We start from the raw sequence: 13,414 nt of genomic DNA on the forward strand, positions 1-13,414 counted from the left end.
GCTGCCCGGCGCCGGCGCCGGACGACCCCGCCCTCAGCCGCTGGGGGGAGCCGCGCGGCTGAGCGCGGCCCGCCGCCGCCGCCCGGCGCGACACGGCCTGGATCGGTGGTGCCGCCTCGTCGCCACCGGACCCAGGACCGCTTCGGCGCAGGATGCTCAGCTCCCGCGATGCTCAGCCCCGATGGGTGACCCGCGGCGCGTCGAGCACCGGCCAGGGCCGCGCCGCCTCGTAGGCGCGGGAGGCCGCGAGCACCCGGGCGTCGGCCCCCATCGGCCCGACGATCTGGAGGCCGACCGGCAGCCCCCCGTCCGTCAGCCCGCAGGGCACGCTCGCCGCCGGCTGGCCGGTGAGGTTGAACGGGTAGGAGAACGGCGTCCAGTTCAGCCAGTCGCCGCCGAAGCGGCCGTCCGGCGGCGTCAGGTTGCCGGCCGTGAAGGTGGGGGTGGCGAGCGACGGGGTGAGGAGCAGGTCGTAGGTGCGGTGGAACCGCGCCATCGCGGTGAACAGCGCGCCGCGGGCGTTGAGGGCGGCGACGAAATCCGGCGCCGCGATCTGCCGCCCGCGCTCGGCCGCCGCCCTCAGGGCCGGCTCGACGAGGTCCCGCTTGTCCTCCGGGATTCCCCGCAGCACGCACCAGGCACCGACGAGCCAGATGCCGTTGAGGGTCTCGACCGGATCGGCGAAGCCCGGATCGGCCTCCTCCACGGTGGCGCCGAGATCCACGAAGGCCTTGGCCGCCGCCTCGGTCAGCCGCGCCACCTCGGGGTCGACGCCTTCGGCGTAGGAGAGCCGCGGGCTCCAGGCGATCCGCAGGCCCCGCACCCCGTCCTCGAGGCCGGCGAGGTAGTCCGGCGGCTCGGCGAGCGCGGCCGCCATGTCGCGGGAATCGGGACGACTGATCGCCCGCATCATCAGGGCGGCATCGCGCACCCCCCGGGTCATAGGCCCGAGATGCGCCACCGGCCCGAAGGGCGAGGGCGGGAAGGCCGGCACCCGGCCGAAGCTGGGCTTCAGCCCGTAAATGCCGCAGAAGGCCGCCGGGATACGGATCGAGCCGGCCCCGTCGGTGCCGATATGCATCAGCCCGAGATTGAGCGCCGCTGCCGCGGCGGCCCCGGCCGAGGAACCGCCGGTGGTCTTCCGCGTGTCCCATGGGTTGCGGGTCGGGCCGGTATGGGTCGAGTCGCCGAGGCCCTTCCAGCCGAATTCCGGCATCGTGGTCTTGGCGAGGGGAATCGCGCCGGCCTCGATCAGGCGGTCGACGATCGGGGCGTTCTCGGTCGCCGGGGCGTCCGAGGTGGTGAGCGAGCCGCGCCGCATCGGGTGGCCGGCCCAGGCGATGTTGTCCTTGACCGTGAAGGTGAGGCCGTCGAGGGGGCCGCGGGGCTCGCCCTTGGCCCAGCGCGCCTCGGAGGCGGCCGCCGCCGCCATCGCGCCGTCGCGGTCGACGAGCACGAAGGCGTCGAGGTCCGGGCCGTGGCGGTCGATGCGCGCGAGGGCGTCGGCCGCCACCTCGCGGGGCGACAGGGTCCGGTCGCGGTAGGCGTGGAGCGTGGCGGTGCCGTCGAGGTCGCGGATCTCGGTCATCGAATCTCCCTTCGGTCGCATCATGCGAAATCCGACGGATCGCCGCGCGATGCGGATTTCGGCTTCGCTCGAGCGCCGCGCGGGCTCGTGATTCCGATGTCCGAAAAAAAATCGTCCGGAAATCGGATCACGCCGCCGGGTAGGTGCGCCCCTTCCAGGTGGCGACCCCGGCCCGGCGCGGGCGCAGGAGCGCGTTCCATTGCAAGGCCAGCGCCAAGGCCACGGTGAGGGGATGGAGCGCGATCGTCCAGGGGTCCTCGCGGGTGGCGAGCGTGATCGCCGCGCGGGTGGCGAGCGACAGGGCGAGCGCCGCCGCGGCGAGCGGCAGGCCGTCGGCGCCGAGAAGCGCCGCGATCACCAGGAGCAGCGGCAGGACGTGGCCGCCGCCGAGCAGCAGGGTCCAGACCGGGAGCGCCCGGGGCGTCGCCATGCCCTCGTGGGCGTTCTTCGAGAAGCCGGCCCAGGCCTGGGAGAAATCGGTATACATCCGGCAGGTGGCGAGGTCGGTGGCCGCCACGAGGTCGGTCCTCAGGCCGGCGCGGCGAAACACCCGGGGCAGGCGCACGCCGTCGTGCAGGCTCGCCCGGATGGCGCCATGGCCGCCGACCCGGCGATAGGCCTCGGCCTCCACCATGACGATCTGGCCGCAGGCCGCCCCGAGGCCGGGATCCATGAGGCGTCGCATCAGCGGGATCGGCAGGTAGCCGAGGAGCACGAAGTTGATCATCGGCACGGTCAGGCGCTCGCCCCACGAGCCGGTGACCTGCCGCGGCACGCCGCTCACCAGGGCGGCCTTCGCCGTCGCGCCCGCCAGCGCCGCGGCGCCCCCGGGGGCGAGGCGCACATCCGCGTCGATGAACAGGAGATGGCGCCCGGTCGCGGCCTGCCCAAGGACGTGGCAGGCGTGGTTCTTGCCGGTCCAGCCCGCCGGCAGGGGCGGCACCGCGATCAGGCGCAGGCGCGGATCCCGCGCGGCGATCTCGGCGACGATCGCCGCCGTCGCGTCGGTCGAGTGGTCGTCGGCAACGATGACCTCGATCGGGACGCCGGTGCCGGCGAGCGCCGCCTCCAGGGTCGGGCGGATGTTGGCGGCCTCGTTGCGGGCCGGGATCAGGATCGACACGAGGCCGTCCGGCGCCGGGGCCCCGGGGGGCCGGCGCAGGGCCAGGAGGTTGGCGAGCGCCAGGACGGCCGGCAGCAGGGCCAGGGCCAAGGCGAGGCAGGCCAGGATCGTCACGGCGCCCGGCCCTCGCGGTGGCCGGCGACGAAGCGGCGCCCGGTCAGCATCGCCGTCAGCCGGTGCCAGGCGTCGTAGACGCCGCCGACGCCGCGCTGTCCGTCGACGAGCGGGGTGAAGCGGGCGGGATCGCGGCTGCGCACGTCGGCGCCGAGCCGGTCGAGGGTCGCGGTCAGGTCGGCCTCCAGGCGGGCGAGGCGCTCCGGGCGGGGCAGGGCGAGGAGGTCGCGGGCGGGCACCGCCGGCCCGAAGGCGGCGCAGGCCTCCGCCCCGCGCTCCTCCCAGAAGGCGTAGTCGAGGGCGAGCGGCACGACCAGGGCGTCGGGCGCCAGCTCGGCCAGCCGCGCGACGCCGGGGCGCAACCCCAGGGGCCGTTCGCGCACGTCGCAGAAGCGCCCCTGCGCGGTGATCCACATCACCCGCCCCGGCCGCGCCAGGATGGTGCGCGAGGCGGCCATGAAGGCGGCGGCCCCCCGGGGCGAGTCGAGATCGACCCCGAAGGCGCCCATGCGGGAAAAGATCCGGTAGCGGGCGAGCATCGCGGCGTCGAACGGCGCGTAGCTCTCGGCGGCGGGAAAGAAGCGCTGGGCGAGCAGGATGATGATCGCCGCGTCCCACCAGGCCGGGTGGTTGCAGTAGATCACCACCGGCCCGGCGGCGGGGAGCGCCGGGGGAGCGCCCCAGCCGGCGATCCGCACGGCGTTGAGGTGGCGCCGCACGTAGCGGGCGAAGTACACGCCCATGAAGCGCCAGACGGCGGGGGAGCGGGCCGCGACCGGATCCGGCGGCAGCGCACGCCCCGGGGTGCCGGCCCGCCCGCTCACGAGGCGGCCTTCAGGTCCTCGGCGGTGCCCCGCGCATCCTGGTCGAGGGCGTCGGCGGCGATCCAGCCCGACATCATCACCATCGGCATGCCCGGTCCCGGATGGGCGGCACCACCCGCGAGGTAGAGGCCGCGCACCTCCCGCGAGCGGTTGCCGGGCTTGAACGCCCCCATGATCCGGCCGTGGGAGGCCAGCCCATAGATCGCGCCGTTCAGCACCTTGTAGCGGGAATGGATGTCCGCCGGGGTCAGGTGGCGCTCGACCACGATGCGGTCCTCGATGTCCGGCATGCCGGCGGTGCGCTTCAGCTTGTCGAGGATTTTTTGCCGGTAGGCCGGCAGCATCTGCGACCAGTCGTGGTGCGGGCGGAGATACGGCGTGTGGACCAGCACGTAGAGCGCCTCGCCGCCCTCGGGCGCCACCGACGGGTCGGTGATGCTGGGTGCCGCGAGATAGGCGGTCGGGTCCGGCGCCGGCTCGCCCTTGCGGTAGATCGCGTCGAACTCTTCCTCGGGGTCGCGCGAGAACACGAAGTCGTGGTGGGCGAGGTGGTCGTAGCGCTTGTTGAGGCCGAGATACAGCACCACGCCCGAGCAGGCCGGCTCGAAGCTGCGCTTCTCGTAACTGCGCCCGACCTCGCCGCCGACGAGCTCGCGGTAGGTGCGCACCGCGTCCATGTTGGAGATGACCTTGTCGTACGGCACCACGCCGCCGCCGACCCGCACGCCCTTGACCGCGCCGTTCTCGATCGCCACGCCCTCGACGTCGCTGTTGGGCTTCAGGGTCGCGCCGAGGTCGCCGGCGAGCTTCATCAGCCCCTCGGCGACCGCCCGGGTTCCGCCCATCGGGTACCAGACGCCGTCGGCGGTCTGCATGTGGGCGATGGCGCAGAGCACCGCCGGCGCGCCGTAGGGCGAGGAGCCGACATATTGCACGAAGTGGTCGAGCATCTGGGCGAGGCGCGCATCCCGCACCTTGCCCCGGATGGTGCCGGCGACCGAGGCGTGCATGCGCAGCGAGAGCACGTCGCGCAGGGTGCCGGGATTGAGGTTGGCGCGGATGTCGATCGTGTCGAACAGGTCCTGCACCGGCTTCCAGAAGAAGAACTTTTCCGAGACGCCGTGCAGGTGCTCGGAGAGCGCGAGGAAGCGCTCGTAGCCCTCGCCGGCCTTCTGGCCCGGGGCGAAGCGGTCCATCTCCGCCGCCATCGCCTTGACGTTCTCCATCAGGTCGATGCGGCTGCCGTCGTCGAAGAAGCAGCGCCATTGCGGATCGAGCCGGCGCAGGTCCATGTAGTCGTGCACCGAGCGGCCGGATTCGGCGAAGATGCGCTCGAGCACCCGGGGCACCGTGAGGATGGTCGGCCCCATGTCGAAGCGGAAGCCGCCCTCGTGCAGGACCGCGGCCTTGCCGCCGATCCAGGCGTTCTTGTCGTAGAGGGTAACGTCGTGGCCGCGCGACGCGGCCACGCAGGCCGCCGCCAGACCGCCCAAACCGCCGCCGACCACCGCGACCGAGGACCCCGCCATCATGCCTCTCCCGAGCGGGCGAGAGCGCCCGTTCCGGACAAGCTAGGCTCGGGGAGAGGCGGGTCAACGCGCGGGCCACGGCGCAAGTTGCCGCGCCGGAGGCATGCCGTTCGGTCAGGGACCCCGGGACGACCGGGCGGGTTGACCCGCAAGAGAGCGGCCCCACGGCCGCACCGGAGACCCGCCGCCATGAAGACCGTTCTTCATAAGACGCCCCTCGTCCTCGCCGGCCTCCTCGGCCTCACCCTCGCCGGCCCGGCTTTCGCGCAACAGGCCCTCGACATCACGGTGAGCCCGCGCGCCGCGCCGGCCGACCCGCTCTCGACCGGAAGCGTCCGGCCGCTGCGCCCGAACCCGAACGTCACGCCGAGCAACCCGATGGGGGTCGTCGGATTCGACGGTCCGCCCGGCGGCACCACCAGCGTGATCGGCGACGACGAGCCGCTGGCCCCCGGCTCGCCCGCCGCGACCCCGGACGCGCCCTTCGCCCGGCCGTGACGCGGACGACTCGGAAACCCGTGGCGAGGTCAACCGGCCCGCGACGTTTTCGCTGGGGATCCGGTTGACTCGTCACCGCGCCGCCGGGTAAGTCACGCGCCTCCGCACGGGCGGTGCTCCGCATCGCCCGGCGTCGGCGTTCGCCCAGGGTGGTTCCCATCCCGGACGGGTGCCGCGAGCCCGCTTTTCCATCCGCGCCCGGGCGTTCCGGCGCACCGACGTGAGACCAGACCGATGAAGATCCGCAACTCGCTGAAGTCGCTCCGCGGCCGGCACCGTGACAACCAGCTCGTGCGCCGCAAGGGCCGGGTCTACGTCATCAACAAGACCCAGAAGCGCTACAAGGCCCGCCAGGGCTGAGGGCGTGCATGGCCTGCGGCGGGGGACACCGCGGCAAGCCATCGCGTTGACGGGACCGCACGAGCGCCGGACAGTACCGGCATGCGCCGTCCCTCTCTTCCGATCCGCATGAAAGCCGGCCTCCTCGGGGTGCCGGCTTTCGTCGTTCTGGCGATCCTGCCCGCCGCGGCCCCGGCGCTCGCGGCCCCGGACGGGGCCCGCAGGGACGCGGCCAAGGAGGCCTCCAAGGAGGCGCCGCGCCCGCCCGTCACCCTCGACGACCTCTACGCCCGGCTGAAGGCCGCCAAGGACGACGGCGAGGCCCGCGGCGTCGCCCAGCTGATCGAGCGCCGCCTCGACCGTTCGGGCAGCGACACCGTCGACCTCCTGGCGAGCCGCGCCGCGGAGGCGATGCAGGCCAAGGACTATCCGCTGGCCGTCGAGCTCCTCGACCGGGTGACCGTGCTGGAGCCGGGCTGGGCCGAGGGCTGGAGCCGGCGCGCCACCGCCTTCTTCCTGCTCGAGGATCAGGCGAGCGCCCTCGCCGACCTGCACCGGACCCTCAGCCTCGAACCGCGCCACTTCGAGGCCTGGGCGGCGCTCGCCCACATCTACATGTCGAACGACGACAAGACCCGGGCGCTCGCCGCCTTCCGCCGCGCCGAGGCGATCTATCCCCGCATGGGCAAGGTCCACGACGCGATCGAGCGCCTCGCCCCCGACGTCGACGGTCGCGACCTGTGACCGACCGGCCGTCGCGCCGGTCCCGAGGACGGATCTTCCGCGTGCTGACCCTGATCGCCGGCCTCGCCGCCGGAACCGTGCTGACGCTCGTCGCCGCCGGCCTCCTGGCGACCTGGATCATCACCCTCGTGGTCGAGGCGCGCTATCCTCCGGCGGGCCGCCGGGTGGCGGTGGAGGGCGGGCATCTCGCGGTGCTGGAGGCCGGCCCGGGCGAGGGCGCACCCAGCCGAGGCACCGTCGTGCTCCTGCACGGAGCCTCGGCCAACGCCATGGACCCGATGCTGGCGATCGGCCGTCGTCTCGCCGGCGACGGCTTCCGGGTGCTGTCCTTCGACCGGCCCGGCTTCGGCTACAGCGACCGCATCGCCCCGGACGCCGCCTCGCCGGCGGTGCAGGCCCGGCTGATCGCCGAGGCGCTGGCGGCGATGAAGGTCGGCCCGGCCCTGATCGTCGGCCATTCCTGGTCCGGGGCGCTCGCCACCGCGCTCGCCCTCGACTTCCCCGAACGGGTCGCCGGCCTGGCGCTGCTCGCCCCGGTGAGCCATCCCTGGCCGGGCGGCTCGGTCGGGGGCTACGCCGCCTGGTACCGCTCGCTTCCCGGGCGGATGCTGCTCACGCTCGCCACCTACACGGTCGCGGCCCCCCTCGGGTACACCTATCTCGATCGCTTCGCCGAGGCGGTCTTCCGCCCGCAGGGCCTGCCCGCGGGCTACCTCGACGGGGCGCGGGTGCCGCTGGTGCTGCGCCCCGCGACCTTCGCGGCGAACCTGCGCGACCTCGACGGGCTCTACGGCTTCCTGCAACGGCAGAGCCCGCGCTACCCCGAGATCACCGCCCCGACCGTGATCGTCGCGGGCGACATCGACCCGGTGGTGAAGACCGACATCCACGCGAGAGCGCTCGCCCGCGAGGTGCCCGGCGCCCGGCTCGTGGTGCTGCCGGGCGTCGGCCACATGCTGCAGTACATCGCCGCCGATACGGTGGTGGCGGAGGTCGAGGCACTGGCGGCGCGGGAGCGGGTGGGGGCGGAGTAGAAGATCGCTCGCGATTGGCGAACCGGGAGCGGTCCGCCATGATCGGCCGCATGGACGATGCCATCACCACCGTTTTCGCGCCGTTGATCGGCTTGCCATGCTGGGGCGTCGAGCGCGGGCAAGGCAGCATCCTGTCCTTCGAGTTCGGATCACCCCGCCTCTTCGCTCGCGAGCCGTATGTCTCGACCGCGTCCTCCGCCAAGTTGCGAAGATCCGCTGCGCAGCGGGTCGTCAAGCCGGTCGGAGAGTGGAACCTCTTCGTCTTCTGCTGTCACTGGCGCATCGTGACGTCCGGGGAGATCCCGGCCGATGACGATAGTACATCCGCCGGGATTGAAGCTGCCGCGCAAGCGATGGATGGGCAGAGGCTGACGGCGTTCGCGCTCGATGCCGCCTCTCGGCAGGCCGCCTTCTCGTTCGACCTCGGCGCGCGCCTGACGACATGGCCGTACGAGACGAATGACGACGAGCAGTGGTCCCTCTACATGCCGGGCGAGCGCGTTCTGACGTATCACGCCGACGGCCTCGCCAGCCTCGGTGCCACCGACGTGAGGCTGGAGCAGGAGATCTGGCAGGCCGTCGCACGGGACGTCATGATCTCAAAAGAGCAAAGATGAAGGCGGCTCGCCGGACGGCCAAGCCGCACCGACTTCACGCCTTCGCCGCGTGCTCCGGCGTCACGGTCGCGATGCGCACGAGGTTCGTCGCGCCCGGGGTACCGAAGGGCAGGCCCGCCACCACGATCACCCGGTCGCCGATGCCCGCGAAGGCCTCGCGCACCGCGAACTTGCAGGCGCGGAACGACATGTCGTCGATGTCGCTGGCGTCGTTGGTGACGATCGGGTGGGTGCCCCAGGCGAGCGCGAGGCGCCGCGCCGTCTCGCGCTTCGGGGTCAGCGCGATCACGGTGGCGTCGGGCCGGGCGCGGGCGAGCCGGAGCGCCGTCGAGCCGGAGGCGGTCCAGGCCATCACGGCGCTGAGCCCGAGCGTGTCGGCGATCTGGTGGGCGGCGGCCGCGATGGCATCGGAGGCGGTCGATTCCGGCTGGTTGCGCTGGGCCGCGATGATCGACCAGTAGATCCCGTCGCGCTCGACCTGCTGGGCGATGCGGTCCATGGTCGAGACCGCCTCGACCGGGAAGGCCCCCGACGCGCTCTCGGCCGAGAGCATCACGGCGTCCGCCCCCTCGTAGACCGCCGTCGCCACGTCCGAGACCTCGGCCCGGGTCGGCACCGGGGCGGAGATCATCGATTCGAGCATTTGCGTCGCCACCACCACCGGCTTGCCGAGGCGGCGCGCGCCGCGGGTGATGCGCTTCTGCACGCCCGGGACCTGCTCCAGCGGCATCTCGACCCCGAGGTCGCCGCGGGCGACCATCAGCCCGTCCGCCACCGCCATGATCGCGTCGAGGGCCGCCACGGCTTGCGGCTTCTCGATCTTGGCCATCACCAGGGCGCGCCCCTGCGCCACCGCCTTGACCTCGACCACGTCCTCCGGCCGCTGCACGAACGACACCGCGATCCAGTCGGCGCCCGCCGCGAGGCCGGCCTCGAGGTCGAGGCGGTCCTTCTCGGTCATCGCTGCGACAGGGATGGTGGTGTCGGGGAGCGACACGCCCTTGCGGTTCGAGATCTTTCCGCCGGTCACCACCCGGGTCACCGCCCGGCCGGGCGCGACCTCGGTGACGACGAGGCGCAGCTTGCCGTCGTCGACGATCACCGCGTGGCCGGGCTCCAGCGCCGAAAGAATTTCCGGATGGGGCAGGTGGACCCGGGTCGCGTCGCCAGGCGTCGGATCGTCGTCGAGGACGAAGCTCTGGCCGTTCTCGATCATCGCCGCGTCGGCGGCGAAGCGGCCGACCCGGAGCTTCGGACCCTGGAGATCGACCAGCACGGCGATCGGCCGCTTCAGCTTCTGCTCGATGCCCCGGATCGTCGCCACCCGCTCGCTCAGCCGCTCGCGCGGCAGGTGGCTCATGTTGATGCGAAACACGTCGGCGCCGGCGGCGAACAGCGCCTCGATCACCGCCGGATCCTCGGAGGCCGGGCCGAGGGTCGCGACGATCTTGGTGCGGCGGGCGCGCTTCATGGGGGTGTCGTCCGGGGATGAGCGATGGGGGAGGATGGACCGTACGGAAAGCCGGTTGGCGGGCCGGGGTCAATTGGCGTTTTGGGGCCGCGTGCAGTGGGCGGACGACGGTGTAGGATCGGGCGGGCAGCCCGATGGTCGCCTGGTCCCTCGTAGGCCTGCGCGCTGCGAGCCCGAAAGACAGGGATGCTTATGCCCACCATCTCGACGGCTGATGCGAATCCTTGCGCTTACACGCAAGAGGACTGGGATGCCGTCGACTCTCCCGAACTGACGGACGAGGAACTGTCTCAGCTGCGTCCCGCCCGGGACGCCCTTCCTCCCGAGGTCTACGCGGCCCTCCCGAGCCGCGGCGGCCGGCCGCGCGCCGAGCGCCCCAAGCAGCTCGTGAGCCTGCGGCTCGACCCGGACGTGGTCGAGGCCTTCAAGGCGACGGGGCCCGGCTGGCAGACCCGGATGAACGCGGTGCTGGCGGAGGCGGCGCGGAAATTGCGCGAGGCCTGACCCGTCGCGGGCTTCGCGGGCGGCGATCGGACCCGCTCGCTGCTGAGAGTGTCTTGCATGGCCGGGATGCCCGATGAGCCTGATCGACAACGAGCGCACGAAGCTGACGGCGACGTATTTGAACACGGCAGCGGGCGGACCGTTCACGGCCGGCGTCATAGCGCCCGTCGTGGCGGCAACGTTCGGCGTCTCGGGAGCGGCGGGCGGCCCCTCCGCGTTGACACTGGCCGGCGGCGTCGCGATCTTTCTCGGATGCAGCGTCGGCCTTCACCTTCTGGCCCGCACCGTTCTGAAGGGGCTCAAGCCGTGACCGACATCCAGATCGTCGCCTTCATCGTCACGCCGCTGATGGCGCTCGCGGTCGGCTGGGGGGTCGCGTATTGGGCCCGGCACGCGAGTTGATGGTCTTCGTGCCCTACACCCGCGTGGTGCTTCCGACCGTCGTCCTGGCCATGGGCTATGGTACGATGCGCCTCAACGAGCGCGAGACGCGGTCCGGCCCCGTCGAGCGATAAGATGCAAGATCGAACACCTCGCCCGCGCCCGTCCGCCGCTCCTCACGGCCCCGACCGCCCCGGATCGGTCAGCTGGATCGTCCAGCTCTTCTGCTCGCCCGTATCGACCTCGAAGAAGCCGTTGCGGTCGTAGCCGCGGGCCAGGCAATCCTCGACGCCCCGGATGGTGAACTCGCGGTCGCGGGTGCACATCAGGGAACGGCCGCTCCACTCGCCGCCGCGGTCGTAATCGACCGCGAAGACGTAGTAGAAGCGGGCGGCGAGCGCCCCCTTGAGCAGGGTCTCGCAGCCCTTGGCCGAGAGGTTCCACCAGCCCTCCGTCACCCAGCCGCCGGAATCCCGGTAGCCGAGCGCGATGCCGATGCGGCTGCCGGTCATGTTGCACATCCGCAGGTCCGCCCGCGCCGGCCCGGCCCCGAGCAGGGCGAGGAGCGGGAGCGAGAGCAGGGCGGCGCGGCGGGGGGAGAGGAAGTCAGCCAACCAGGATGATGCGGAGGTCATTGACGTTGGTGCGGGTGGGCCCGGGCCGGACGAGGTCGCCGATCCGGTCGAAGAACGGGGTCGAGTCGTTCTCTCCCAAGCTCGCCCCCGCGTCGAGCCCCGCCGCCGCCGCACGGGCGAGCGTCGTGGGGTCGATCATCGCGCCGGCCGGGTCGGTGGCCTCGCCGCGGCCGCCATCGGTCCCGTCGGTATCGGCCGAGAGGGCCGAGATGCCGGGGGCGCCGTCGAGGGCGAGCGCCAGCGCCAGCGCGTATTCCTGGTTCGGCCCGCCCTGGCCCTCGCCGCGGATCGTCACGGTCAATTCGCCGCCGGAGATCAAGGCCACCTTCCGCCCGGCAGCTTTCATCTCGCGGGCGAGAGCCGCATGGGCGGCCGCCACCTCGCGGGCCTCGCCCTCGAGATCGGCCCCGAGCAGCACCGGCTCGTAGCCGGCTTCGTGCGCCGCCGCGGCGGCGGCCTCGATCGCCTCGACCGGCCGGGCGATGATACGGAACTCGCTGCGGGCGAAGGCCGGGTCGCCGGGTTTCGGGCTCTCGTTGGCCGGATCGTTCAGCAGCGCCTCGGCGGACGCCGGCAGGGGGATGCCGCGGCGGGCGCAGATCGCCCTGGCATCGGCGAGCGTCGTCGGGTCCGGCACCGTCGGGCCCGAGGCGATCACCGCGGGATCGTCCCGGGGCACGTCGGAGATCGCCAGCGTCAGGATCCGGCCGGCATTGCGGGCGGCTCCTGCCAGGCGCCCGCCCTTGATGCGCGAGAGGTGCTTGCGCACGCAATTGATCTCGTCGATCGCCGCGCCCGAGCGGAGCAGCGCCCGGGTGATGCCCTGCTTCTCGGAGAGCGTCAGGGCGCCGGCCGGGGCGATCCAGTTGGCCGACCCGCCGCCGGAGAGGAGCACCAGCACGAGGTCATCCGGGCCGGCGGAGGCCGCAAGATCCAGCGCGCGCTGCGTCGCCGCGATGCCGGCCTGGTCCGGCACCGGGTGGCCGGCCTCCACCACCTCGATCACCCCGGCGGGCTCGCCGTAGCCGTGGCGGGCTACCGCCAAGCCTTCGATGCGGGACGGATCGACGCCCTGCTCGCGGTAGTGCCGCTCGGCGAGGGCCGCCATGCTCGCCCCGGCCTTGCCGGCCCCGAGGATCACCAGCCGCCCGGCCGGCACGGGGGGCAGGTGCGGCACCAGGCAGCCGCGCGGATGGGCGGCCGTGACGCCCGCATCGAGCAGGCGCAGCAGCAGGGCGCGGGTCTCCGAGGGGAAGGCATCGGTCACGGGGCGGCTCCTCTGAAGGTCGTGGTCACGCGTCGGGCCGGCTTCGGGCCGGCCTCGTTCTCATCGGTCAGACTGGGGCCGTGCGGGCGCGCCGCGGGCGCGCGACGGCGATGCCGGCCAGGATCAGGCCGCCGCCGAGCCCCTGCAGGGGCCCGAGCGCCTCGCCCAGCACGAGCCAGGCCAGGAGGGCGGCGGCGATCGCCTCGAGGAAGATCACCAGGGAGGAGAAGCCCGCCGGCAGGCGCCCGAGCGCCACCGAGAGCAGCCCCTGGCCGCCGGCATGGCTGATCAGGGCGAGCGCCAGCAGGCCGGCGGCGGCCCCCGGGGACGTGGGCAGGAACGGTCGGGTCTCGAGGAGCGCGACCGCACCGAGGAGCACCGGGGCGGTGACGCAGGAGGCCAGGAAGGTGACGCGGGCGGCGCCCAGGCCCCGGGCCCGGGCGCGCTCGACCGCCAGGAAGTACAGGGCGAAGAAGAGCGCCGTGATCACCCCGTCCCGGTCGCCGGCGAGGCGGGCGGGATCGACCTGGACCGACTGCCCGACCAGGGCGGCCCCGCCGAGGAGGCACAGCGCCAGGCCGGCCAGCGTGCGGCCGGCGGGCCGGCGGCGCAAGCCGATCCAGGCGAACAGAACCACGAAGACCGGCGCCGTGGTGGCGAAGAAGGTGGCGTTGGCCACCGTCGTGCCGAGGATCGCGAGGTGCCAGAACAGGAGGTCGCCCGAGAAGGCGAGGCCGGCGACGAGG

General features: G+C 73.2%; 15 protein-coding genes. 7 read left to right on the plus strand and 8 right to left on the minus strand.

Features of this window, described 5'->3' with window-relative positions; all coding sequences use genetic code 11:
- Positions 1–172: 172 nt before the first annotated feature.
- The 4 genes from QR78_RS11000 to QR78_RS11015 form a co-directional block, all read right to left on the minus strand.
- Positions 173–1,588, minus strand: coding sequence for an amidase (locus QR78_RS11000; protein WP_048427562.1), 1,416 nt, complete (start codon positions 1,586–1,588; stop codon positions 173–175).
- Between the two features lie 127 nt (positions 1,589–1,715).
- Positions 1,716–2,825 carry a glycosyltransferase family 2 protein gene (locus QR78_RS11005; protein WP_048427563.1) on the minus strand — a complete coding sequence of 370 codons (1,110 nt, stop codon included), beginning with the start codon at positions 2,823–2,825 and terminating at the stop codon, positions 1,716–1,718.
- Positions 2,822–3,568, minus strand: a complete 747-nt coding sequence (locus QR78_RS11010) for a lysophospholipid acyltransferase family protein (RefSeq protein ID WP_048427572.1) — start codon at positions 3,566–3,568, stop codon at positions 2,822–2,824. The genes QR78_RS11005 and QR78_RS11010 overlap by 4 nt, the downstream gene beginning before the upstream one ends.
- A gap of 77 nt (positions 3,569–3,645) precedes the next feature.
- Entirely contained in the window at positions 3,646–5,181 is a 1,536-nt protein-coding gene (locus QR78_RS11015) for a phytoene desaturase family protein (protein WP_048427564.1), read from the minus strand.
- 186 nt (positions 5,182–5,367) lie between these two features.
- On the opposite strand from QR78_RS11015, the gene QR78_RS11020 reads away from it, so the two are divergent.
- The 5 genes from QR78_RS11020 to QR78_RS11040 all read left to right on the plus strand — a co-directional run bounded on the left by QR78_RS11020 (position 5,368) and on the right by QR78_RS11040 (position 8,410).
- Positions 5,368–5,676 carry a hypothetical protein gene (locus QR78_RS11020; RefSeq protein ID WP_048427565.1) on the plus strand — a complete coding sequence of 103 codons (309 nt, stop codon included), beginning with the start codon at positions 5,368–5,370 and terminating at the stop codon, positions 5,674–5,676.
- Between the two features lie 234 nt (positions 5,677–5,910).
- Positions 5,911–6,036 carry a type B 50S ribosomal protein L36 gene (gene ykgO / locus QR78_RS11025; protein WP_012334921.1) on the plus strand — a complete coding sequence of 42 codons (126 nt, stop codon included), beginning with the start codon at positions 5,911–5,913 and terminating at the stop codon, positions 6,034–6,036.
- A gap of 81 nt (positions 6,037–6,117) precedes the next feature.
- Positions 6,118–6,759, plus strand: a complete 642-nt coding sequence (locus QR78_RS11030; RefSeq protein ID WP_048427566.1) for a tetratricopeptide repeat protein — start codon at positions 6,118–6,120, stop codon at positions 6,757–6,759.
- A gap of 41 nt (positions 6,760–6,800) precedes the next feature.
- Entirely contained in the window at positions 6,801–7,793 is a 993-nt protein-coding gene (locus QR78_RS11035; RefSeq protein WP_244276477.1) for an alpha/beta fold hydrolase, read from the plus strand.
- A 38-nt stretch (positions 7,794–7,831) separates the two neighbouring features.
- Positions 7,832–8,410 carry a hypothetical protein gene (locus tag QR78_RS11040; RefSeq protein WP_048427567.1) on the plus strand — a complete coding sequence of 193 codons (579 nt, stop codon included), beginning with the start codon at positions 7,832–7,834 and terminating at the stop codon, positions 8,408–8,410.
- A 34-nt stretch (positions 8,411–8,444) separates the two neighbouring features.
- Here QR78_RS11040 and pyk read toward each other — a convergent pair whose 3' ends face one another.
- Positions 8,445–9,881 (minus strand): pyruvate kinase, encoded by a 1,437-nt coding sequence (gene pyk, locus QR78_RS11045; protein ID WP_048427568.1) that lies wholly within the window; start codon positions 9,879–9,881, stop codon positions 8,445–8,447.
- A 186-nt stretch (positions 9,882–10,067) separates the two neighbouring features.
- Here pyk and QR78_RS11050 point away from each other — a divergent pair, with 186 nt between their 5' ends.
- Both QR78_RS11050 and QR78_RS11055 read left to right on the plus strand, forming a co-directional pair.
- A complete protein-coding gene (locus tag QR78_RS11050) occupies positions 10,068–10,385 on the plus strand; it encodes a BrnA antitoxin family protein (RefSeq protein WP_082171900.1) in 318 nt (105 codons plus the stop codon).
- A 73-nt stretch (positions 10,386–10,458) separates the two neighbouring features.
- Positions 10,459–10,695 carry a hypothetical protein gene (locus QR78_RS11055; protein WP_048427569.1) on the plus strand — a complete coding sequence of 79 codons (237 nt, stop codon included), beginning with the start codon at positions 10,459–10,461 and terminating at the stop codon, positions 10,693–10,695.
- A 247-nt stretch (positions 10,696–10,942) separates the two neighbouring features.
- On the opposite strand, the gene QR78_RS11060 is transcribed toward QR78_RS11055, so the two are convergent.
- The 3 genes from QR78_RS11060 to QR78_RS11070 form a co-directional block, all read right to left on the minus strand.
- Positions 10,943–11,401, minus strand: a complete 459-nt coding sequence (locus QR78_RS11060; protein WP_082173743.1) for a DUF1036 domain-containing protein — start codon at positions 11,399–11,401, stop codon at positions 10,943–10,945.
- On the minus strand, positions 11,373–12,668 hold the full coding sequence (locus tag QR78_RS11065; RefSeq protein ID WP_048427570.1) for a glycerate kinase type-2 family protein: 1,296 nt from the start codon (positions 12,666–12,668) through the stop codon (positions 11,373–11,375). Before QR78_RS11065 ends, QR78_RS11060 begins: the two co-directional genes overlap by 29 nt.
- 67 nt (positions 12,669–12,735) lie before the next feature.
- The coding region (locus QR78_RS11070; protein WP_048427571.1) for an EamA family transporter at positions 12,736–13,414 on the minus strand (679 nt) is incomplete at its 5' end.

Source organism: Methylobacterium indicum, from assembly GCF_001043895.1.
Lineage (GTDB): Bacteria > Pseudomonadota > Alphaproteobacteria > Rhizobiales > Beijerinckiaceae > Methylobacterium > Methylobacterium indicum.

Bases quoted from the DNA above. Each gene is read 5' to 3' on its own strand.
- QR78_RS11000 (WP_048427562.1), bottom strand. From the start codon at position 1,588: ATGACCGAGATCCGCGACCTCGACGGCACCGCCACGCTCCACGCCTAC.
- QR78_RS11010 (WP_048427572.1), bottom strand. From the start codon at position 3,568: ATGGGCGTGTACTTCGCCCGCTACGTGCGGCGCCACCTCAACGCCGTG.
- QR78_RS11015 (WP_048427564.1), bottom strand. From the start codon at position 5,181: ATGATGGCGGGGTCCTCGGTCGCGGTGGTCGGCGGCGGTTTGGGCGGT.
- QR78_RS11020 (WP_048427565.1), top strand. From the start codon at position 5,368: ATGAAGACCGTTCTTCATAAGACGCCCCTCGTCCTCGCCGGCCTCCTC.
- ykgO (WP_012334921.1), top strand. From the start codon at position 5,911: ATGAAGATCCGCAACTCGCTGAAGTCGCTCCGCGGCCGGCACCGTGAC.
- QR78_RS11030 (WP_048427566.1), top strand. From the start codon at position 6,118: ATGCGCCGTCCCTCTCTTCCGATCCGCATGAAAGCCGGCCTCCTCGGG.
- QR78_RS11040 (WP_048427567.1), top strand. From the start codon at position 7,832: ATGATCGGCCGCATGGACGATGCCATCACCACCGTTTTCGCGCCGTTG.
- pyk (WP_048427568.1), bottom strand. From the start codon at position 9,881: ATGAAGCGCGCCCGCCGCACCAAGATCGTCGCGACCCTCGGCCCGGCC.
- QR78_RS11050 (WP_082171900.1), top strand. From the start codon at position 10,068: ATGCTTATGCCCACCATCTCGACGGCTGATGCGAATCCTTGCGCTTAC.
- QR78_RS11055 (WP_048427569.1), top strand. From the start codon at position 10,459: ATGAGCCTGATCGACAACGAGCGCACGAAGCTGACGGCGACGTATTTG.
- QR78_RS11060 (WP_082173743.1), bottom strand. From the start codon at position 11,401: ATGACCTCCGCATCATCCTGGTTGGCTGACTTCCTCTCCCCCCGCCGC.